13 protein-coding genes, 3 rRNA genes and 2 pseudogenes (1 of these 18 running past the window's edge) are annotated in these 20,820 nt (G+C 63.1%); 7 read left to right on the top strand and 11 right to left on the bottom strand.

What is annotated here, in order from left to right:
• The 3 genes from PVZ78_RS23720 to rrf (PVZ78_RS23710) form a co-directional block, all read left to right on the top strand.
• Window positions 1-1,235 (top strand): 23S ribosomal RNA (locus tag PVZ78_RS23720); it begins 1,657 nt to the left of the window's first position.
• Window positions 1,236-1,382: 147 nt separating this feature from the next.
• A 5S ribosomal RNA gene (gene rrf, locus PVZ78_RS23715) occupies window positions 1,383-1,498 on the top strand.
• Window positions 1,499-1,608: 110 nt separating this feature from the next.
• Window positions 1,609-1,724 (top strand): 5S ribosomal RNA (rrf, locus tag PVZ78_RS23710).
• A gap of 185 nt (window positions 1,725-1,909) precedes the next feature.
• Here rrf (PVZ78_RS23710) and PVZ78_RS23705 read toward each other — a convergent pair.
• The 4 genes and pseudogenes from PVZ78_RS23705 to PVZ78_RS23690 form a co-directional block, all read right to left on the bottom strand.
• Window positions 1,910-3,085, bottom strand: a pseudogene (locus PVZ78_RS23705) (PepSY-associated TM helix domain-containing protein).
• A 64-nt stretch (window positions 3,086-3,149) separates the two neighbouring features.
• Window positions 3,150-5,645 (bottom strand): TonB-dependent siderophore receptor, encoded by a 2,496-nt coding sequence (locus PVZ78_RS23700; RefSeq protein ID WP_273829342.1) that lies wholly within the window; start codon window positions 5,643-5,645, stop codon window positions 3,150-3,152.
• A gap of 103 nt (window positions 5,646-5,748) precedes the next feature.
• Window positions 5,749-6,759, bottom strand: coding sequence for a FecR domain-containing protein (locus PVZ78_RS23695; protein ID WP_124314631.1), 1,011 nt, complete (start codon window positions 6,757-6,759; stop codon window positions 5,749-5,751).
• 5 nt (window positions 6,760-6,764) lie between these two features.
• Window positions 6,765-7,265 carry a sigma-70 family RNA polymerase sigma factor gene (locus PVZ78_RS23690; RefSeq protein WP_016705108.1) on the bottom strand — a complete coding sequence of 167 codons (501 nt, stop codon included), beginning with the start codon at window positions 7,263-7,265 and terminating at the stop codon, window positions 6,765-6,767.
• A 313-nt stretch (window positions 7,266-7,578) separates the two neighbouring features.
• Here PVZ78_RS23690 and PVZ78_RS31860 point away from each other — a divergent pair.
• Both PVZ78_RS31860 and PVZ78_RS31855 read left to right on the top strand, forming a co-directional pair.
• A pseudogene (locus tag PVZ78_RS31860) lies at window positions 7,579-8,604 on the top strand (HAMP domain-containing protein); the annotation flags it as partial.
• A gap of 69 nt (window positions 8,605-8,673) precedes the next feature.
• Window positions 8,674-9,459, top strand: coding sequence for a methyl-accepting chemotaxis protein (locus PVZ78_RS31855; RefSeq protein ID WP_370686837.1), 786 nt, complete (start codon window positions 8,674-8,676; stop codon window positions 9,457-9,459).
• 155 nt (window positions 9,460-9,614) lie between these two features.
• Here PVZ78_RS31855 and PVZ78_RS23680 read toward each other — a convergent pair whose 3' ends face one another.
• The 6 genes from PVZ78_RS23680 to PVZ78_RS23655 form a co-directional block, all read right to left on the bottom strand.
• Window positions 9,615-10,079, bottom strand: a complete 465-nt coding sequence (locus tag PVZ78_RS23680; RefSeq protein WP_273829341.1) for an SRPBCC family protein — start codon at window positions 10,077-10,079, stop codon at window positions 9,615-9,617.
• A 23-nt stretch (window positions 10,080-10,102) separates the two neighbouring features.
• Window positions 10,103-13,534: a non-ribosomal peptide synthetase gene (locus PVZ78_RS23675; protein WP_273829340.1), complete on the bottom strand. Its 3,432-nt coding sequence runs from the start codon at window positions 13,532-13,534 to the stop codon at window positions 10,103-10,105.
• A 15-nt stretch (window positions 13,535-13,549) separates the two neighbouring features.
• Complete coding sequence (locus PVZ78_RS23670) at window positions 13,550-14,479, bottom strand: diiron oxygenase (RefSeq protein ID WP_009046317.1); 930 nt, start codon at window positions 14,477-14,479, stop codon at window positions 13,550-13,552.
• On the bottom strand, window positions 14,476-15,252 hold the full coding sequence (locus PVZ78_RS23665; protein WP_009046318.1) for a DUF3050 domain-containing protein: 777 nt from the start codon (window positions 15,250-15,252) through the stop codon (window positions 14,476-14,478). Before PVZ78_RS23665 ends, PVZ78_RS23670 begins: the two co-directional genes overlap by 4 nt.
• A gap of 687 nt (window positions 15,253-15,939) precedes the next feature.
• The gene (locus PVZ78_RS23660) at window positions 15,940-16,695 is read right to left on the bottom strand and encodes a thioesterase II family protein (protein ID WP_041989201.1); all 756 of its coding nucleotides are present in this window, start codon (window positions 16,693-16,695) and stop codon (window positions 15,940-15,942) included.
• A gap of 72 nt (window positions 16,696-16,767) precedes the next feature.
• Window positions 16,768-17,460: a GntR family transcriptional regulator gene (locus PVZ78_RS23655; RefSeq protein ID WP_009046320.1), complete on the bottom strand. Its 693-nt coding sequence runs from the start codon at window positions 17,458-17,460 to the stop codon at window positions 16,768-16,770.
• 278 nt (window positions 17,461-17,738) lie between these two features.
• Between PVZ78_RS23655 and lapG the strand changes: the two genes are divergently transcribed.
• Both lapG and lapD read left to right on the top strand, forming a co-directional pair.
• Entirely contained in the window at window positions 17,739-18,428 is a 690-nt protein-coding gene (lapG, locus tag PVZ78_RS23650) for a cysteine protease LapG (RefSeq protein ID WP_016705099.1), read from the top strand.
• 14 nt (window positions 18,429-18,442) lie between these two features.
• Window positions 18,443-20,389: a cyclic di-GMP receptor LapD gene (gene lapD / locus PVZ78_RS23645; protein ID WP_009046322.1), complete on the top strand. Its 1,947-nt coding sequence runs from the start codon at window positions 18,443-18,445 to the stop codon at window positions 20,387-20,389.
• 40 nt (window positions 20,390-20,429) lie between these two features.
• On the opposite strand, the gene PVZ78_RS23640 is transcribed toward lapD, so the two are convergent.
• The gene (locus PVZ78_RS23640) at window positions 20,430-20,768 is read right to left on the bottom strand and encodes a hypothetical protein (RefSeq protein ID WP_009046323.1); all 339 of its coding nucleotides are present in this window, start codon (window positions 20,766-20,768) and stop codon (window positions 20,430-20,432) included.
• Window positions 20,769-20,820 lie beyond the last annotated feature (52 nt).

The following is a 20,820-nucleotide window of genomic DNA, read 5'->3' as shown; positions in this document are numbered from 1 at the left end:
GAACTAGGCAAAATGGCACCGTAACTTCGGGAGAAGGTGCGCCGGTGAGGGTGAAGGACTTGCTCCGTAAGCCCATGCCGGTCGAAGATACCAGGCCGCTGCGACTGTTTATTAAAAACACAGCACTCTGCAAACACGAAAGTGGACGTATAGGGTGTGACGCCTGCCCGGTGCCGGAAGGTTAATTGATGGGGTTAGCTAACGCGAAGCTCTTGATCGAAGCCCCGGTAAACGGCGGCCGTAACTATAACGGTCCTAAGGTAGCGAAATTCCTTGTCGGGTAAGTTCCGACCTGCACGAATGGCGTAACGATGGCGGCGCTGTCTCCACCCGAGACTCAGTGAAATTGAAATCGCTGTGAAGATGCAGTGTATCCGCGGCTAGACGGAAAGACCCCGTGAACCTTTACTATAGCTTTGCACTGGACTTTGAATTTGCTTGTGTAGGATAGGTGGGAGGCTTTGAAGCGTGGACGCCAGTTCGCGTGGAGCCATCCTTGAAATACCACCCTGGCAACTTTGAGGTTCTAACTCAGGTCCGTTATCCGGATCGAGGACAGTGTATGGTGGGTAGTTTGACTGGGGCGGTCTCCTCCTAAAGAGTAACGGAGGAGTACGAAGGTGCGCTCAGACCGGTCGGAAATCGGTCGTAGAGTATAAAGGCAAAAGCGCGCTTGACTGCGAGACAGACACGTCGAGCAGGTACGAAAGTAGGTCTTAGTGATCCGGTGGTTCTGTATGGAAGGGCCATCGCTCAACGGATAAAAGGTACTCCGGGGATAACAGGCTGATACCGCCCAAGAGTTCATATCGACGGCGGTGTTTGGCACCTCGATGTCGGCTCATCACATCCTGGGGCTGAAGCCGGTCCCAAGGGTATGGCTGTTCGCCATTTAAAGTGGTACGCGAGCTGGGTTTAGAACGTCGTGAGACAGTTCGGTCCCTATCTGCCGTGGACGTTTGAGATTTGAGAGGGGCTGCTCCTAGTACGAGAGGACCGGAGTGGACGAACCTCTGGTGTTCCGGTTGTCACGCCAGTGGCATTGCCGGGTAGCTATGTTCGGAAAAGATAACCGCTGAAAGCATCTAAGCGGGAAACTTGCCTCAAGATGAGATCTCACTGGAACCTTGAGTTCCCTGAAGGGCCGTCGAAGACTACGACGTTGATAGGTTGGGTGTGTAAGCGCTGTGAGGCGTTGAGCTAACCAATACTAATTGCCCGTGAGGCTTGACCATATAACACCCAAGCAATTTGCTTAAGAGCGAGTTGCGGTGTGTGAAGACGAAACGAACCGAAAGTTTGCACTACTCACAAAAGCACCACAAAGCTATTACATACCCAATTTGCTGAAGCGTCGAAAGACGAGTCGGCACACCGAATTTCTTGACGACCATAGAGCATTGGAACCACCTGATCCCATCCCGAACTCAGAAGTGAAACGATGCATCGCCGATGGTAGTGTGGGGTTTCCCCATGTGAGAGTAGGTCATCGTCAAGATTAAATTCCGAAACCCCAATTGCGAAAGCAGTTGGGGTTTTGTTTTTGTAGAAGTTCCCGATTTTGCTGGCACGTTCGGCCCTTGAGCCAACGGTCCGGCCACAGAATTTCTTGACGACCATAGAGCATTGGAACCACCTGATCCCATCCCGAACTCAGCAGTGAAACGATGCATCGCCGATGGTAGTGTGGGGTTTCCCCATGTGAGAGTAGGTCATCGTCAAGATTGAATTCCGAAACCCCTGTCTGCTGACGCAGACAGGGGTTTTGTTTTTGTACGCCTGAAAGCCTCTGGGCTTACACCTGAGTCAGGCCTCCAGGCTTCCCAGCGGGGGACCTGAATCCCCCACCGGCTCCCAACCTCCACTCCAGAACATCAGAACATCAGAACAGAGTGAAGCGCCTCTCACTTCACCGCTGACGCATCTTGCTGCTTCTGCGAGCCAGCCATTTACGCCACCAGATATAGATCCCGGTGACGGACAACATCGCAATCACCAACCCCAACACCGCAATCAGCACCTGCCCGGTAAAACCGATGATCCGGCCACCATGGATCGGCAGTTGCAGCCGATAGAAGCGTTCGCCCAAGGTGCCTTGCCCGGCGATCTCCTGCCCCAGCAGGCGGCCATCCGTGCCATGAAAGAACAGCCACGACTTACCATGGGCCTCGGTATCGTGCTGGCCGAAACCGGCGCCATAAAAGTTGTATTCGAAGCTGTAATACAGCTCGCCGATCGCCGCCGTCAGGCCCAGCCGTTTGCCTTCTTCCTGGGCCCGTTCATAAGCCTGTTGATAGGTGAGTCGGGTGACTCCCAACTGATCGCTGGGCATACGCCCACGGGCTTCATAGACGCTCGGTTCGATCGGCGAGAGCAGGGATACCACCGGCTTGAACACCTGGCTCGGCAGGTTCATCGCCACGCTGCTGATGGCGATCGGCAGCAGCAGTAACCACAGCCATAACCCGCCCGCCCGATGCAGATCCATGTTGAGACGATAGGCGTGCCCGCCCTTGATCTTCCAGGCGGTCGACCACTTCTTCCAGAACGGCCGGCCACGGGGGAGGGTGAGGAACAGCGCAATGAAGCAATCGACGACCCAGAAGATCGCCACCAGCCCCATCAACACCAGTCCCCAATTACCCGGCAGCGTCAGGTTGTAGTGGAACTCGAGAATGAAGGGGATGAGGTTCTCCCGTTGAAAACAGCAGGCGCCCCAGAACCGCTTGCCGGTCTGCTCGCCACTGACCGGGTCCAGATAGAACACCTGGTTGGGTTCGTTGAACGGTTTGTCTGTGGCCGGATCGTTACGCGGCACTGCGGCGAGCAGCGCGGTATGCCCGGGCTCGTTGGGGTACTCCATGTACCAGACCTGCAAGCGTGGATGCTGCGCCTGCACCTGGTCGACCAGGGTTCCAGGCGGCAATGCCTAACCCTCGGCAGGGGCCTCGTAGAACCCCGGGTTGAGCCACTCGTCCAGCTCGTGATTGAAGGCCAGCAGGCTGCCGGTCAGCCCCGCCAGCAGCAGAAACACCGCGGTGGCCAGGCCGATATAACGATGCAGTAGAACCAGAATTGCGCGCATGGAATTTTCCCGTAGAGACGACAAAGCCAGCGCGTGCGCTGGCTTCGGGGGAATCGACAAATAATTAGAACTGGTAGCTGACCGTGGCGGCGACGTTCCGCTCCTCGCCCATGTAGCAGAAGCTCAGGCTGGCACAGGAAGCGATGTAGGATTCGTTGGTCAGGTTGTTGGCATTGAGCCGGACATCCACGCCCTTCAGGCCGACCTTGCCCAGGTCGTAGCCGATGGAGGCATCGAACAACGTGTAGGACGGCACCTTCATGGTGTTCTCCGCATCCGCCCAGCTGTAGCCCACATACCGCACACCGCCACCCAGGCGCAGGCCGTCGAGCGACCCGCTGTCGAACTTGTAGTCAGCCCACAGCGAAGCCATGTGCCGCGGCGCCTGGGTCGGCGAGTTGCCCTTGTTCTCGATGATGTCGGTGGCGGTGCTCAGGGTGCTGATCATCGACTTCGAGTACTCGATATCGGTGAAGGTGTAGCTGCCGAGCAGCTTGAGGTTGTCGTTCAACTGCAGGTGCGCTTCCAGTTCCAGGCCTTGGGAGCGCACGGCGCCGACCGCGCGATAGAAGTTTTCCTGGGGCAGCTTGGTGGCCAGGTTTTCCTGGTCGATGCGGAACAGGGACGCGGTGTACAGGTCATCCGTGCCCGGTGGCTGGTACTTCAGGCCCAGTTCCCATTGGGTGCCATCGGTAGGCGCCAGCGGGTTGCCGGCGCTGTCCGCGTAGGAGTTGGGATTGAAGGACTCGGAGTAGCTGATATAAGGCGCCAGTCCGTTATCGAACAGGTACAGCGCCCCGGCGCGGCCCGTCAGCTTGGTGCGCTTGTCATTGATCTCGGTGCCCACCGGGCGCGAGGCTTCGGCCAGGCGGTTCTCGTCCGAAGTCTCCACCCAGTCCTGGCGCAGGCCCAGGGAGAAGCGCCACTGGTCCATCTCGATCAGGTCTTGCAGGTAGACGCCAGTCTGCTCGAGGCGACGCAGATAGCTGAGCGGGTCGTAGTAAGTGATGGCCGAGTTGCCATAGACCGGATCGAACGCATTGATCGGCGCCACCGAGCCGCTGGTCCAGTCCACCACCGTCTTGCGCCGTTGGTAATCCGCGCCCATCAGCACCGTGTGCTTGGTCGCGCCAGTGAGAAATTCGGCCTGCAGCATATTGTCGACGATGAACGCATGCAGCTTCTCGTCGCCACCGGTGTAGTAGCGGTTCAGCTCGTTGCTGGTCGGGGTGGTCCAGCCGTAGCCGTAGACCTGGTCCAGCTTCACCTTGGAGTCGAGGTAGCGGAAGTTCTGCCGCGCGGTGAAGACATCGTTGAAGCGATGTTCGAACTGATAACCGAACGACTGCTGATCGCGCTCATAACGATCGATACCCGGTTCGCCTTCGAAGAAATTCTCGGAAATCCGCTGGCCGTTGCGCTGGTGCAGCGCGCCGTCGGCCGGCATGCCGCTGTGGTAGCCACCATCCGGATCGTGTTGCAGGTAGGCCTGCAGGGTCAGCGAGGTGTCATCGGTGAAGTCGATGCTCAGGGTCGGTGCCAGGGCGTAGCGTTTTTCCTTGTTGTGGTCGAACTGGGTGTCGGAGCGGTCCGCCAGCCCGGTCAGGCGATAGGCGATGCGCTTGTCGTCGTCCACCGGGCCGCTGAAGTCGAAGCCCATGCCGCGCTGACCCTGGGTGCCGACCGTGGCCTGGATCTGATGGTAGGGCTCGAACAGCGGTTTCTTGCTGGTCAGCGCCACCAGGCCGCCGGGGGAACTGCGGCCATACAGCACCGATGAAGGTCCCTTGAGGATGTCCACCCGCTCCAGGAAGTACGGGTCGACCTGCATGGTGCTGTAGGTGCCGCTGTCGCCCATGGACTTGAGGCCGTCGAGGTAGATGTTGTCCACCGAGCCGTCGTTGAAGCCGCGCATGGCCACGTAGTCGTACCTGTGGGTCGCGCCGTAGGGATTGGTCAGCACGCCGGGGGTGTAGCGCATGGTCTGGGAAACGGTTTGCGAGCCCTGGTCGTCCATTTGCTCGCGGGTCACCACCGACACGCTTTGCGAGGTTTCCAGCAGCGCGGTACTGGTCTTGGTGGCGATCTGGCTGTGGGTGGCGTTGTAGCCTTCCATGCTGCCCAAGGCATTGCCCAGGGCGAAACCCTTGATGTCGGTGGTCGGCAGCGCCAGGGCGCCGGTCTCGGGCAAGGCCCGCAGCACATAGCGGCTGCCGTCCTGGCTCAGCGCTTCCAGGCCGGAGCCGTTGAGCAACTGGCCCAGGGCCTGGTCGGTGGAGTACTCGCCCTTCAGGCCGGCGGACTGACGGCCCTGGAGCTGCGCCGGGGTCATCGACAGGGTGATGCCGGCCTCGCGGGCGAAGCGGTTGAGTACGTCGCTCAGGGTGCCGCCAGGAATGTTGTAGCTGTGGCTGAGGCTGGCCGCGCCCGTCTCGGCCGCCTGGGCCAGGCCAGGCAGGGCGGCGACGCCCAGCGCCGAGGAAAGCAGGGCCACGCGCACGGCATGGCGCAGGCCGAGGGCGGGCCGTGCAGAAGAGAAGTGGTGCAAGTGCACAATCATGGAAGGGTTCCGTTGAGTCGCTGAAGGCAGATGGAGGTGCTTACTGTCTAAGCCGGACTCACGGGAAAAAGCCGCCAAAAAAATTTCAACGAGTTGCAGCGCCTCAGGCCAGGCGCTCCAGGGTGACCCACCAGCGGGTGCGATAACGCAGGCGCACGGGCAGGGTTTGCGGGAGGATCGCCAGCAGTTTGTCGGTGTCTTCCAGGCGGAACACGCCGGACAGGCGCAGGTCGCCGATCTCGTCGGCACAGCCCAGGTAACCGTGGCGATAACGCCCGACCTCGTGGATGAAGTCCGCCAGCCGCATGTTGCGGGTGACGATCAGGCCATCGGCCCAGGCGCCCACGTCCATGTCCAGCGGCGGCACCGGCAGTGCCTGGGACGCACTGACCAGATAGCTTTGCCCGGCCTGTACCCGGGCCGAGATGCCATCGGCGGTGTGTGGCGAGTGAATGGCGACGCTGCCGGCGGTGACGCTCAGGCGCGTGCAGCCGCCTTCCATGCGCACCACGAAACTGGCGTCGAACCCTTCGAACAGGCCATGGCGAGTCCGTACCAGCAGCGGCCTGGAAGGGCTCGCCTGCGGGTCTGGCCCGCAAGTCAGCATGATTTCCCCACGGCTGAGCCGGATCAGCCGTTGCTGGGCATTGAAGTCCATGTCGGCGGCGCTGTCGGTGTTGAGCTCCAGGCGCGAGCCGTCCGGCAACTGGAAGCCGCGGCGTTCGCCGGTGGCGGTGGCGAAGTCGGCGCTCCATTGCTGCCAGGCCAGTTGCTCCTTGCCCAGCCACGCGGCGCAGCCCACCAGCATGACGCCGCCGAGCAGCTTCAGGGCCTGGCGTCGGCCGAGGCGCTGGGCGCTGTTTTCCAGGGTATCGAAGGCCACCTGGGCTCCGGGTACGGCCCGCAGGTTGCTGTGCAGTTCCTGTTGCAGCGATTGCACCCGTTGCCAGGCCAGCTCATGTTCGTGATGGGCTGCGCGCCAGGTATCGCATTGCTGCAGCAGCCGGGGATTACCGGCGTTGTTGCGCAGGCGCAGCATCCAGTTGATGGCCTGCTTGACCACCAGGTGCCTGGGGTCCACGGGCCGGCGCAGATTGATCGAAGGGTTATCCACAGCCCTCACGCCTCATAGCGCAGCAGGTAGCAGTGGAACAGCGCGTCGGCCACGTAACGCTCCACCGAACGCAGGGACAGCCCCATCTGTTCGGCGATCTGCTTGTGGGTCAGGCCTTCGCACTGGGCCAGCAGGAACGCCTTGCGCACCTTCGGCTTCAGGCCTTCGAGCATGCGCGCAATGCTTTCCAGCAGCTCCAGTACCAGGGCACGGGCTTCCTCGCTGGGGGCTTCGGCTTCTGGCAGATGGGCGATGGTTTCCAGGTAGGCGCGTTCGATTTCCTCGCGGCGCCAGTGGTCGATCACCAGGCCGCGGGCGATGGTCCGCAGGAAAGCGCGCGGGGCCTTGAGTTCGAGGCGTTCGGTGCGCTGCAACAGGCGCACGAAGGTGTCCTGCGCCAGGTCGGCCGCATCGGCGGCATTGCCCAGCCGGCTGCGCAACCATGTGTTGAGCCAGCCATGGTGATGGCTGTAAAGCGCCTGTACCGCGAACTCAGGTGATGACATGGATGCGACTGCCTGGGTGTCACAAATGATAATTAGTCGCATTGTCATCAAGGGTTTCGGATTTTGCAACAGCCGCAGGGCGCCCGGCTATGGAAAAGTCTGATGCGACCGCTCTAGCCTGCCGTTCAGCGGGTTTTTTGCAGATAACACGTACATTTCTGACAAATCGCTAAGATTTATCCGACTCGTGCCGACAGACAGTGAGACCCATGCGTGCACCAAAGTAGAGCGGTCGTAGAACGCCGCCTGCGCTGTTACATGGAAAGTTGCATCCCGTACGCATCCCCACTTTCGGCATAAGAAGTCCCATGACATGAATCTCAAGTTCAGCCATAAAATCCTTTTGGCCGCCTCCGGTGTAGTGGTTCTGGCATTCGCGTTGTTCACTTTGTACAACGACTATCTGCAGCGAAACACCATTCGCCAGAACCTCGAATCGTCGATCCAGCAGGCGGGTGACCTCACTTCCAGCAGCGTCCAGAACTGGATGAGCGGACGCATCCTGGTGCTCGAGAACCTCTCGCAGAACGTCGCCCACCAGGGCGCCAACGCTGACTTCCCGGGGCTGGTGGACCAGCCGGCGTTCACCACGAACTTCCAGTTCACCTACGTGGGCCAGGCCAACGGTGTGTTCACCCAGCGGCCTGACGCGAAGATGCCCGACGGCTACGACCCGCGTCAGCGTCCCTGGTACAAGCAGGCCGTGGCGGCCGACAAGACCATGCTGACCCCGCCCTACATGGCGGCCGTTGGCGGTCTGGTGGTGACCATCGCCATGCCGGTGAAAAAGGACGGCCAGCTGCTGGGCGTGGTGGGGGGCGACCTGAGTCTGGAAACCCTGGTGAAGATCATCAACTCGGTGGACTTCGGCGGCCTGGGCCATGCCTTCCTGGTCAGCGCGGACGGGCAGGTGATCGTCAGCCCGGACAAAGACCAGGTGATGAAGAACCTCAAGGATATCTACCCGGGCGACAACGTACACATCCAGAAGGGCACCCAGGAGGTGCAGCTCAAAGGCCAGGAACGCATCCTGTCGTTCACCCCGGTGACCGGCCTGCCGAATGCCGAGTGGTACATCGGCCTGTCCATCGACCGTGACAAGGCTTTCGCCCCGCTGAGCAAGTTCCGCACCTCGGCGCTGCTGGCGATGTTCATCGCCGTGGCCGCGATTGCCGTGCTGCTCAGCCTGCTGATCCAGGTGCTGATGCGTCCGCTGACCACCATGGGCCGTGCGATGCAGGACATCGCCCAGGGCGAGGGCGACCTGACCCGTCGCCTGGTGGTGGAGAGCAAGGACGAATTCGGCGTACTGGGCGGTTCGTTCAACCAGTTCGTGGAGCGTATTCACGCATCGATTTCCGAAGTGTCCTCGGCCACCCGCCAGGTGCACGACCTGTCCCAGCGCGTGATGGCGTCGTCCAACGCCTCGATCATCGGTTCCGACGAACAAAGCGCGCGCACCAACAGCGTGGCCGCGGCAATCAACCAGCTGGGCGCCGCCACCCAGGAAATCGCCCGCAACGCCGCCGATGCATCGCAGCACGCCAGCGGCGCCAGCGAGCAGGCCGACGATGGTCGCCAGGTGGTGGAGCAAACCATCCTGGCCATGACCGAGCTGTCGCAGAAGATCAGCCTGTCCTGCACCCAGATCGAAACCCTGAACGCCAGCACCGACAACATCGGCCACATCCTCGATGTGATCAAAGGCATCTCCCAGCAGACCAACCTGCTGGCGCTCAACGCAGCCATCGAAGCGGCACGCGCCGGTGAGGCCGGTCGCGGTTTCGCGGTGGTGGCCGACGAGGTCCGCAACCTGGCCCATCGCACCCAGGAATCGGCCGAGGAGATCCACAAGATGATCACCTCGCTGCAGATCGGCTCCCGCGAAGCGGTATCGACCATGAACGCCAGCCAGGCGTCCAGCGAAGAGAGCGTCGAAGTGGCCAACCAGGCCGGTGCGCGGCTGGTCAGCGTGACCCAGCGCATCACCGAGATCGACGGCATGAACCAGTCGGTGGCCGCCGCCACCGAAGAGCAGACCGCCGTGGTGGAAACCCTCAACGTCGACATCAGCCAGATCAACCTGCTGAACCAGCAGGGCGTGGCCAACCTCAACGAAACCCTGAAGGATTGCGACGCCCTGTCGCTGCAGGCCAACCGCCTGAAGCAACTGGTGGATAGCTTCAAGATCTGATCGGCGAGCGACATAAAAAACGCGATGCGGTCTACCTGACCGCATCGCGTTTGGTTTTTTCGCGAGCAAGCTCGCTCCTACAGAAAGCCACGATCCCTCTGTAGGAGCGAGCTTGCTCGCGATAGCGCCCGCACCCGCGCAGGCGTTTCAGCGCCTTACTTGAACATCCTCCGCACATTCCCCATTGCCTCATCGGCAAACCCCTGCAGGAACTTCTGGAAGGCCGCGACCTCGGCACCGCCTTCGGCCGGGTCGGCGACGATGCGCCAGGTGGCGCGCGCCCGTTCGCCGGGCAGGGCCTCGACGCTCATGGCCGCCCACAGGTTGCCGATGCCCAGGGTGTCGTAGATCAGGCTCCAGGTCATGTACAGCACCTGGTCGTCCCGTGAGTTGAGTTGTTCGATGACGATGTTGCCGTCGTGGAAGAACTTCTTGCGCACCGAGCGCACGCCCTCGCCGGTCATCTCGATGTGCGACAGCGCGGGAATGAAGGCCGGGAAGCCGGCGAAGTTGCCGACGATGGCCCAGACGCTTCGGGCATCGGCGCCGATGTCCACGGTGGACAGGACCTTGCAGGCGTTCGGGTTCTTGATCAGGGTGTCGGGTTGCAGGTTTTTCATGCTGTTCTCCAGCGTGGGTGGGTTCAGATAAAGCGGATGTCTTTCAGGTACTGGCAGCCCTTGCGCAGCAGCGCCGGGTCCTTGGCCGGGTAGTCGGCGCCCATGCGTCGCACCCCGGCCTCGGCGTTGGCGTGGCCGATCAGCGAGATGTCGCCGATGTCTTCCTCGAAGCCATTGAGGTAGAAGCCGAGGACGCCGAACAGCGCGTTGTCGCGGTCGACCCGGCCCAGCTGGCGCTGCCAGTCGGCGACGCTGACCATGCGGAACTCGCGCCCGGCCTCGCGGAACGAGGCGACATAGGCCTCCCAGCTCAAAGGCTGCGGGTTGTGCAGGTTGAACACCGCGTGGGCCGGCTGATAACGGCTGGCGTGGAAGGCGATGAAGCGGGCGAGGAAGTCCACCGGCATCAGGTCGAAGTTCATCGCCAGCTGCGGCACCTGGCCCAGTTGCAGCGAGCCCTTGAGCATCAGCATCAGGCGGTTCCGGTGGGGCTGGCAGACCCCGGTCTGGCTGTTGAAACTGATGTTGCCCGGGCGATAGAGATTGACCCACACCCCTTGCTCGCGAGCCCGTTGCAGGATCCGCTCGCCGACCCACTTGGACAGGTTGTAGCCGTTGCGGATGTAGATCGGCGGGGTGGCCGCGGGCGGCTGTTCCAGCACCCGGCCCTGGGCGTCGATACTGCTGGAGGCGGACAGGGTCGAGACGAAGTTGAAGACCTTCTTGCTGCGCCCTTCGCACAGGCGCAGGCACTCGAACAACGGCTCGACGTTGTCGCGCGCCAGCGCCGGGTAATCGAGCACGTGGTTGACGTTGGCGGCGTTGTGCACCAGCGCGCCGTACTCGCGGTCGATGCGCTCGTACACCTCTGCCGTCAGCCCCAGCCGTGGCTGGCTGATATCGGCGGCATGCACCCGCACCCGGCTCAGGTCCAGATGCTCCAGGCGGTTGTCGCGCAGGGCCTGGGCGAAACGTTCGGCGGCCGATTGCGTAGGCGTTTCCCGCACCAGGCACGCCACCTCGCTGGCGCCCCATTCCAGCAGCGCCTCGACTATGTGCACGCCGAGAAAGCTGTTGGCGCCGGTGACCAGCACCTTGTGCACGTCGCCCAGCTGGCTGATGGGCAGCACTTGCAGGTCGAGTTCGGCATGGGCATCGGCGAACACCTGGTCGAGGGCCGTGTCCGGGCCGTCGTCGGCGGCGCCGTCGATCAGGGTCGCCAGGTTGCTCAGGGTCGGCGCCTCGATAAAGCGGTTGATCGACAGGCCGCGGCCGAACTGTTCGCGAATCGCCAGCAGCAGGCGCGACAGCAGGATCGAGTGGCCGCCGAGGTTGAAGAAGCTGTCGTCGGTGCCGATGTCCTCGGCCGGCAGCTCCAGCAGCTCGGCCCACAGCTGCAGCAGGCGCTGTTCGTTGGCGTTTTGCGGCAGGCGTCGCTGGCGGTTGCGGCCCGGGGTACGCGGCAGGGCCAGCAGGGCGCGGCGGTCGACCTTGCCGTTGGCGGTGTAGGGCATGCTCGGCAGTTCGATGTAGGCGCTGGGCCGCATGTAGTCCGGCAAGCGCTGGCGTACCTGTTCGCGCAGGGTTTGCAGCGCGTCGTCGGCATTTGGCTGGGCCAGGTAGGCGAGGATCCGCCGCTGCTCGTCGATCACCACCGCCACCTGGCGAAACAGCTGGCCGTCGCGCAGGCAGTGTTCGATCTCTTCCGGCTCGACCCGGAACCCGCGGATCTTCACCTGATTGTCCCGCCGCCCGCAGATCTCGACGCCGCTGTCGGTCCACTGGCCGATATCCCCGGTGCGATAGACCCGCAGTCGGCGCCCGTCCGGCAGGTCCAGGGCCAGGTAGCGTTCGGCACTCAGCACCGGGTTGTTCAGGTAGCCGAGGCCGACCCCCGGCCCGGCCAGGTACAGCTCGCCGGGGGTGCGCTCGGGCACTGGTTGCAGCTGTTCGTCGAGGATCAGCACCTGGCTGTTGGCGATAGGCAGGCCGAGGTTGCGCGGGTTGTCGCCGACCCGCAGGCGGCGGGTGGTGGCCAGCACCGTGGTTTCCGTCGGGCCGTAGATGTTGTGCAGTGCGCACTGGCCGGCCAGGTGCTGGATGACGAAGGGTTCGCAGACGTCGCCGCCGGTCACCAGATGCTCCAGGCCCAGCGGCTGCTCCAGGGGCAGGATGCTCAGCAGCGCGGGCGGCAGGAAGGCATGGCTGACCCGCTGGCGCTGGAGCAGGGCCAGCAGTTGCTGTGGGTCGCGCCGCTGGTCCTGATCGGGGACCACCAACAGCGCGCCACAGAGGAAGGTGGGCAGGATATCCAGCAGCGAGGCGTCGAAGTTGATGGTGGAGAACTGCAGCACCCGACTGTTTTGCTCCAGCTCGACATGGCCGATGTACCAGGCGCAGAAGTGGCTGAGATTGCCCTGGCTGAGCAATACGCCCTTGGGCTGGCCGGTGGTGCCCGAGGTGTAGATCGCCACGCAGGGCGCCTCTGGCGGTGGTGCCTGGCGTAGCAGCGGGAGAGCGTCCTCGGCATCGTCATGCAGCAGGGTGCGTACATCGAGTTGCGCCAGGTCGAGGTCGCCCAGGTCTTCGCAGCCGTCGTGCAGCAGCAGGACCGCACCGGCATTATCGAGAATGTAGCGCCGCCGTTGCGCCGGGTGCTCCGGGTCCAGCGGCAGGTACACCGCGCCACAGCCGAGGGTGGCGAGAATGGCGGCATACAGCACCGCCGACTTGGGCAGGCACAGGCCGATCACCGGCGGTTGGCCGGGGTTGGCGGGCAGGTGTCGGAGCATCTGCCGCTGCAGGTTGCGGCTCAGGCGATGCAGGGCCTGGTAGCTGTAGTCGATGCCCTGGATGTTCAAGGCCGGGCGCTGGGCGAAGGCCAGCAGGCTCTGGTCGATGCGCTGGGCGATCGGCACCTGCATCTCCCGCAGCAAGGCCGGTGCCGGCTGTTGGTTGTGCCGGTGCTCGAAGGCCAGCGAGTCCAGGCGCTCCAGGCCCAGCAGCGGTTCGCTGGGCTCATCCAGGGTGGCGAGCTGGTGGAAAAACGCGGCGCCGCGGGAAAAGCCGCTGACCAGCCGCGCGGTGCTGGCCACCAGCCTGGCGATAGCACCGCTGCGCAGGGCCTGGCCATTGCCGCTGGCTTCCTCCGGCAAGGTCGCCTGCTCGATCAGCCGGGAGTCGTGGCGGTGGAACAGGCGCACCTGTGGCAGCCCGCAAGCCGCTTGGGCGATCAGGGCGATGCGCAGTTCCAGGCGCGCGGTGTCCGCCGCGAGGATGGGTGAAGCACCCAGGCTGCCATCGTCGATCAGCAGATGGGGCCGCAGCCCTTCGGCGTTGGCGATGGCTTGCGGCGAGTCCAATCGCCGCAGCAGATGGCCGTGGCGCTCCAGCTCCATGGCCAGTTCGTTCAGGGCCTGACTGCGGCCCGTCAATACAATGTCGAGGCGTCTCATGCTCGGGTCCCTCCGTTAGGGCAGGTAGTCGGCCAGTGCGTCCTGGACGCAGGCCGAATCCAGCATCGAACTGCTGCGGAAGAAGCGCAGGATGTTGGCGATCAGGGGGTGATGGCGGTTGATCGGGTAGGCCAGGGCGGCTGCCTCCTCGCGCAGCGCCTGCTTGATCGGGGCGGCGACGGGCAGTTGCTCGATCAGCCGCACGTCGAAGTCCTTCTGGATGTCATTGGTCAGGTACTGGGCGATGAACACCGGCAACACCCGGGCGATCTCCGCGCGGTCGGCGTCGCTGGCGCCGTGCCAATAGATGCGCACCAGGCGCGACCAGAACCCCGAGTGCCGGCCTTCGTCTAGCAGGTGGTCGGCCATCAGGCCCTTGATCGACGGCTTGACCGTGTCGTCCTTGGCGAAGGCGGCGACATCGTTGGTCACGGTGTTCTCGGCGATGGCCACGCAGATCAGTTCCACCGCGTCGCGCAGGTGTTCGGGCGCCCGCTGCAGGGCCGCGGGGATGGCCCGGCTGAGTTCGATTTCCCGGGGCAGCTCGATGGGCTCGATGCCGCTCATGGCGATGGTCTGCTGCATGAAGTCCATCGCCACCAGTGCGTGGTAGTCCTCGTCCACCACCACGGTCATGGCGTCGTAGCGACAGGCGAAGGGAAAGGCGATGGCGAAGCGATTCTTGGCGATATTGCGGGCGGTCTTGTCCACCAGCTCAGTCTCGAAGATCACCACGTCGTTGATGAATTTGTAGAGGCTTTGCACCAGCACGAAATCCCGCAGGTGGGCGCAGTGCTCGAGGAAGCCCTGGCTGTGCACCAGCGGCTGGCGGCTCAGGGGGTAGATCAGCTTGTCGTCGTCCTCGAGCATGCGCCGCGGGCGGGTACGGATGGTCGCGCGCTCTTCCCAGGTGTCGGCGAAGGACTGGTAGTCGAGGGCGTTCATGCGCTCACCCCGATCGGCGATTCGGCCATGCTCAGGCGCAGCCCGTCCCACAGGGCGATGCGGCTGTCCACCGCGGCGATGGCCGCGGCGTACACCTCCTGCTGGCGTTGCGGGTCGCCAGCCACCAGCCGCTCTAGCAGCTGTTCCGCGGCCGGGCCGTGGTCGTCGGAATCGACCTCGATATGGCGTTGCAGGTAGTAGCGAAAGGTCGGCGCCTGCTCGATACCGATGCCCCAGTCGTCGAGGATGCGCTGGAACATCTGCGGGATGACGCTTTCCCGGCCATGGAGAAAGGCCGCCGCCACGCAATGGGCCGGCGCCTGCACGGCGGTGTGCACGGTCTGGCGGACAAAGGCGCTGGCGGCCGGATCGGCGTCGACGCTTTGCAGGGCGGTGTCGAAACTCACGCCTTCCTGCTGCAGCGCGACGAAGCGTTCCACCACCCGGGTGGCGGCGCCGACCTCGCGCATGGCATCCAGGTACAGCTCGAAATGGCTGTAATGGCCTTGCCCGGGACGATCGTCGGACTCTTCGCCGAGCACGATCTCGTTGATCAGCCGCGCGGCGCGGGGGTCCTGCGGTGGTAGCCAGGGCAGACGTACGCAGGTCAGTTCCTGTTGCAGGCGCTTGGTCAGCGACATGAAGTCCCATACGGCAAAAACATGGGTCTGCATAAAGCGTTGAAGAACGGCAAGTGTGTTGATTTCGGTAAAAATGGGATGGGCGCCGAGTGTGGCTTTCCTGGCGTCGAGAAGTTCTTTGCTGGCGTTCATTTAGGCTACCTGTCTGAGATGTTCAAGTGTGTTTTGTTGGCCGATTAGTTGCGGCTCGTATAGGTGTTTTAACCAGTGCTTATTTGTTGCGGGCGAGCAGGGGCCTCAAACCTGAGTTGATAATCTGGAAAGTTCTATAGTGCTGGCCGGCCTATCCGTTAAAGAGCCGCTGCCTTGGCTTTATAGGTTTTCAAGAGCCAATAAAACCAAGGCTTTCCAGGTGTTCATAACCGAGTGTGTCGACGTTGTTTAAACCTTGACGGAGAAAAAGCTAATACAGGGGAAAGTATCGGGCAAGTTGTTTTTATAATACTTTTCTAACGTGTATTTTTATCGCGCGACAAGTTGCTGCAAAACTTCTTGTTCAAGTTTTGTTGAGATGAAGTTGCCCCTTCCGGCTTATATAAGTCAGAATTTTTAACGCTGAGTGAATGCCTCACTCGAAGCAAACTTCGAAGCGCTGAATTGAAGTCGTTGAATATCTGGGAGAAGGCATGCGGGAGCCGATCCCGGTCATGCCCTCCAGTCGCTGGGCTCCTTGCGTGGGTCTGCAGATCGACGTGTGCGGACAAGCCTGCGTGCCGCTCACGTCCCTTTTTCAGTCGGCGACAGCAAGAGTGGGCCCAAATCGACGGCTGAGCCATCGTCGGCGGGCCAGTGAGGGCAGGAGCGGAGGAAGACGGCGGATTATTCGCCGAGCAGGCCCAGGTGGATGTTGATGATCTGCAGCAGACGCTGGCGCTGGGACTTGATGAAGAAGTGATTGCCGGCCACCTCGATCAGCTCGAATTCACGGTGGGTGAACTCTCGCCAGTTGGCCATGTTGCTGGCGGGAGCCAGCGGATCCTCGCTGCCATAGAAGGCGGTGAGGGGAATGTCGAGGTTGCCGCTCGACAGATCGCGCCAGGATTCGAACAGCTTCAGGTCGGCGCGCAGCAGCGTCTCGTACTGGTTCCGGCTGGCCTGGTCGCGGGGCATTTCGATCGGCGCGGCGCCCAGCGACAGCATGGCTTCCTGGAAGGGCGCCGTGGGCAGCATGTGCAGCAACGGCCGGGGCGATGGGTAGTCGGGGCTGCGGCAGGCGGAAATGAACAGGTGGCGGGTCTGGCCGGGATAGTGCGCCTGGGCATGCTTGGCGGTTTCGTAGGCCAGCATCCCGCCCAGGCCATGGCCAAACAGGGCGTGGGGCTTGGCCAACAGTGGGCGCAGGGCGGAGAAGGTATCGGCCAGCAGCCGCGGCCAGTCGTCGAGCGGGGTTTCGGCCTGGCGACTGCCGTGGCCGGGCAGCCGTACCAGCACCAGTTCGATGTGCCCGGCCAGCCCCGTGGACCAGTTGCGCAGCTGTTCCGGGTCCGCGCCGGTCTGCGGAAAGCAGATCAGCCGGGTTTTCGCCGGCTCGCCGGAGTTGAGCACTATCAGCCATTTGTCATTGCGCGCGTGCACTGCTTTTCCTTAAGCCGGTGTGCCGGTCATTGAGTGTTGCAGGGGGGCCGCGTCATGCCGCCGTTACCGCTGTCAGCTTTCGGCGGACCGTTCGAGGTAGTCGCGAATGGTCTTCGCGGCCTTTTCCAGATGGCCCCGCAGTACCTCCACCGCCCGCTCGATGTCCTTGGCCTCGGCGGCGTCGGTCATGGCGTTGTGGTCGTCCTGGGTCAGCTTGCCCAGGCCCATGGAGGATAGATGGAAGCGCAGGAAGCGTTCTTCCTCGTTCAATTCGAGCTCGATCAGGCGCAGCAGCTTCTGGTTCGGCGCCCGGTGGTACAGCGACATGTGGAACAGGCGATTGAGCCGGCCGATTTCGGCGTGGTCGGTCTCGCTTTCCAGCTGCGCGATGTAGCTGCGGGCCTGGGCGATGTCCTCGGCGTCGAGCAGCGGGATCGACAGGCGCAGCGCCTCCAGTTCCAGCAGCAGGCGCAGGCCGTAGGTTTCCACCGCGTCATAGCCGATCAGTTCGGCGACCACCGCGCCTTTGTGCGGCACCACGTGCAACAGCGATTGCGCTTCGAGCTGGCGCAAGGCCTCGCGCACCGGCATGCGGCTGACGCCGAAGAGGTCGGCCAGGTCCTGCTGGCGCAGCGCCGTGCCGCTGGGCAGGCGGCCGTCGAGAATCGCCGCGCGCAGGGTTTCCTCGATCACCGAGCGCGCGAGGTGGGCGGGGATCGGCCCGCTGACTGCGATCTTGCTCAAGGGTCTCGGTTTTTCTGTCACGTTAACGCTATCCTGTTTTCTATGGGATTTGGATCCAATGGACGCTAGATAGCGCCCTGCAGCTTGTCAAACCAGCCGCCTGAGCCCTGTCATGAATGTTGCCGGCGCTGATTCTCGGGGCAGCCCTCCTGCCGCTCAAGCACTGGCCGATAAACGAACAGGTGCCTGCTTTCAGCTTAGCGTCTCCAGAGGGGCTGTGATTGTAAGGTGCCATTGTCTTTTGGCGGACCAACCTGCACCATCCTTCGACCCACGACAGCTCCCATGGACTCTTCGCATTGGCGGCACGTTTAGCTCTTTCTCGGACCCTGCGCTGGCTGTTTTCGGCGCTGCTGCTGGCCGGCTTGCTGCTGGGCGGCCTGCAGGCCGATTGGGACTTTTCCCAGATCAGCCGCCGCGCCACGGCGCTGTACGGGCCGCTGGGCGAAGGGCAGAAGCGCATCGACGCCTGGCAGCAGTTGCTGGCGACCCAGAACCAGGCCAGCGAGATGGAACAGCTCAAGGTGGTCAACCTGTTCTTCAACAAGAACATGCGCTACGTGGAAGACATCGACCTGTGGCATCAGGTGGATTATTGGGAAACCCCGGTCGAGGCCCTGTGGAAGGGCGCCGGCGATTGCGAGGACTATGCGATCGCCAAGTATTTCAGCCTGCGTCACCTCGGCGTTTCCAGTGACAAGCTGCGCATCACCTACGTCAAGGCCTTGCGCCAGAATCGCGCGCACATGGTGTTGACCTACTATTCAACCCCGGAAGCCATGCCGTTGGTCCTCGACAGCCTGATCGACGCCATCCAGCCGGCCAGCCAGCGTACCGACCTGCTGCCGGTGTACTCCTTCAATGCCGAGGGCCTGTGGCTGCCCGGCAAGGGCAGCAAGAAAGTCGGTGACACCAAGCGCCTGTCCCGGTGGCAGGACGTGTTGAAGAAAATGCAGGCCGAAGGTTTTCCGGTCGAGACGACTCACTAGGAGCACGAGCTCAGATGTCTTTGTTCAAACAACTGTTGATCGCAATCTGTCTGTTCCTGGTGGTCGCCTTCAGCGGCAGCTTCATGGTCAGCCTGGAAAGTTCGCGCACCCAGTACGTCAACCAGCTGCGCTCCCATGCCCAGGACGCGGCCACGGCGCTGGCCTTGTCCCTGACCCCGAACATCGACGACCCGGCGATGGTCGAGCTGCTGGTCAGCTCGATTTTCGACAGCGGCTATTACTCGAGCATCCGCGTGGTCAACCAGGTCACCGAAGAGGTCATGGTCGAGCGCAGCGGCACACCCGAGGTCAGCAACGTGCCGGACTGGTTCGTCAAGCTGATCGGCCTGGAGCCGGCCGGCGGCGACGCCCTGGTCAGCCGTGGCTGGCAACAGGCGGCGCGGGTCGAGGTGGTCAGCCACCCGATGTTCGCCGTCGCCAAGCTCTGGCAAAGCGCCCTGGGCAGTCTCGGCTGGCTGCTGCTGTGCGGGGCCGTGAGCGCGGTGCTGGGGGCCTTGCTGCTGCGGCGCCAGCTCAAGCCACTGGATTACATGGTGCAGCAATCCCACGCCATTGCCCGCCGCGAATTCCTCAGCCTGCCCGAGCTGCCGCGTACGCCAGAACTGCGCCGCGTGGTGCAGGCGATGAACCAGATGGTCGAGAAGCTCAAGGCGTTGTTCCAGGAGCAGGCCGAGCGCAGCGAAAAGCTGCGGGTCGAGTCCTACCAGGACAACCTGACCGGCCTGGCCAACCGTCGTTATTTCGAGATGCAGCTCAACGCCCGGGTGAGCAACCCGGAGCAGGCCAGTTCCGGCTACCTGCTGTTGCTGCGGGTCAAGGACCTGGCCGGCCTGAACCAGCGCCTGGGCGGGCAGCGCACCGACCAGCTGTTGCAGGCGGTGGGCGAACAATTGCAGCGTGAGTGCGCGCGCTACCCGGAAACCCACAACCTGGTGACCCGCATCCGCGGCGGCGAATTTGCCGTGCTGGCGCCGGGGCTGGTGCGCGAAGAGGCCCTGCAACTGGCGCAGAACCTGGAGAATGCCTTGGCCAGCCTGCACGCTACTGGCGCCACCGATGTGGCGTCCGTGGCCTCCATCGGCCTGGCGCCCTTCGTTCATGGCGACTCGCCGCAGGCGGTGCTGAGCCTGGGCGACCAGGCCCTGGCCCAGGCCGAAGCCCAGGGCGATACGAGCTGGGCCTGCCTGGAGCATGGCGCGGCGGCCAGCGTCGGCGACGACCATCACGCCTGGCACACCCTGCTGGACGGGGCCTTGAGCCAGCAGCGGTTCGAGCTGTACTTCCAGCCGGTGGTCGCGACCCGCGATACCGCGCTGGTGCTGCACTACAAGGTGCTGTCGCGCTTGCTCGACGAGCAGGGCCAGACCATCGCCGCCGGGCGCTTCCTGCCGTGGCTGGAGCGTTTTGGCTGGACCTCGCGCCTGGACCTGCTGATGCTCGAACAGGTACTCAAGCAAATGACCGCGCATCAGGACTCGCTGGCGCTGAACCTGTCGGCCGCGACCCTGGCCGATCCGCAGGCCTTGAACAAGGTGTTCGAGATCCTGCGCCAGCACTCCAGCCTGGGGCCGCGCCTGACCCTGGAGATCGGCGAAGAGCAGTTGCCTGAACAGGCGCTGCTGGAACAGCTGACCCGGCGCCTGCGCGAGCTGGGCTTCTCCCTGAGCCTGCAGCGTTTCGGCGGGCGCTTCAGCATGATCGGCAACCTGGCGCGCCTGGGCCTGGCCTACCTGAAGATCGACGGCAGCTACATCCGCGACATCGACCGGGAAAGCGACAAGCGCCTGTTTATCGAAGCCATCCAGCGCGCCGCCCACAGCATCGACCTGCCGCTGATTGCCGAGCGCGTGGAAACCGAAGGGGAATTGCAGGTGATTCGCGAGATGGGCCTGTACGGTGTCCAGGGCCGCCTGTTCGGCGAGCCCGCGCCCTGGCGCTGAGGCGCTGCACGAAGAGCGCCGGCCAGCCGCCGGCGACGGATCAGATCAGGCCGGTTTCGTCGTCGTTGATCAGATGGCTCAGGCCGCCCAGCGCTTCACGCGCCTGGGTCCGGTCCATCAGCTTGGCCTGGGCCGCCGGTGGCAGGTCGGTAACGCGGATCACACCCTTGCTGGTCAGCACCTGAATCAAGTCGTCGAGTACCCGGATCATTTCCAGGTCGCTCTGCTTGAGTTGTTTCAGGCTGACTTCCACCACCTCGTTGGCGAACCACTGCTGGATCTCACTGTGGTCGGCCGGCAGTGTTTCCGTGGCCTCGGCGTAAGGCGTGGCCTCCACGCGAACCAGCTGGCCCTGTGCATCGCGTTGCACGTAGAACATGGGGAATCCCTCTAGATATGGTCCGGCATCATGCTGTCAGCAGCATAGGCCA

This window comes from Pseudomonas sp. SBT1-2 (genome assembly GCF_028640875.1).
Classification (GTDB): Bacteria; Pseudomonadota; Gammaproteobacteria; order Pseudomonadales; family Pseudomonadaceae; genus Aquipseudomonas; species Aquipseudomonas chlororaphis_I.
Note: the sequence above shows the minus strand (reverse complement) of the source record. Positions and strands in the feature narration are given on the sequence as shown.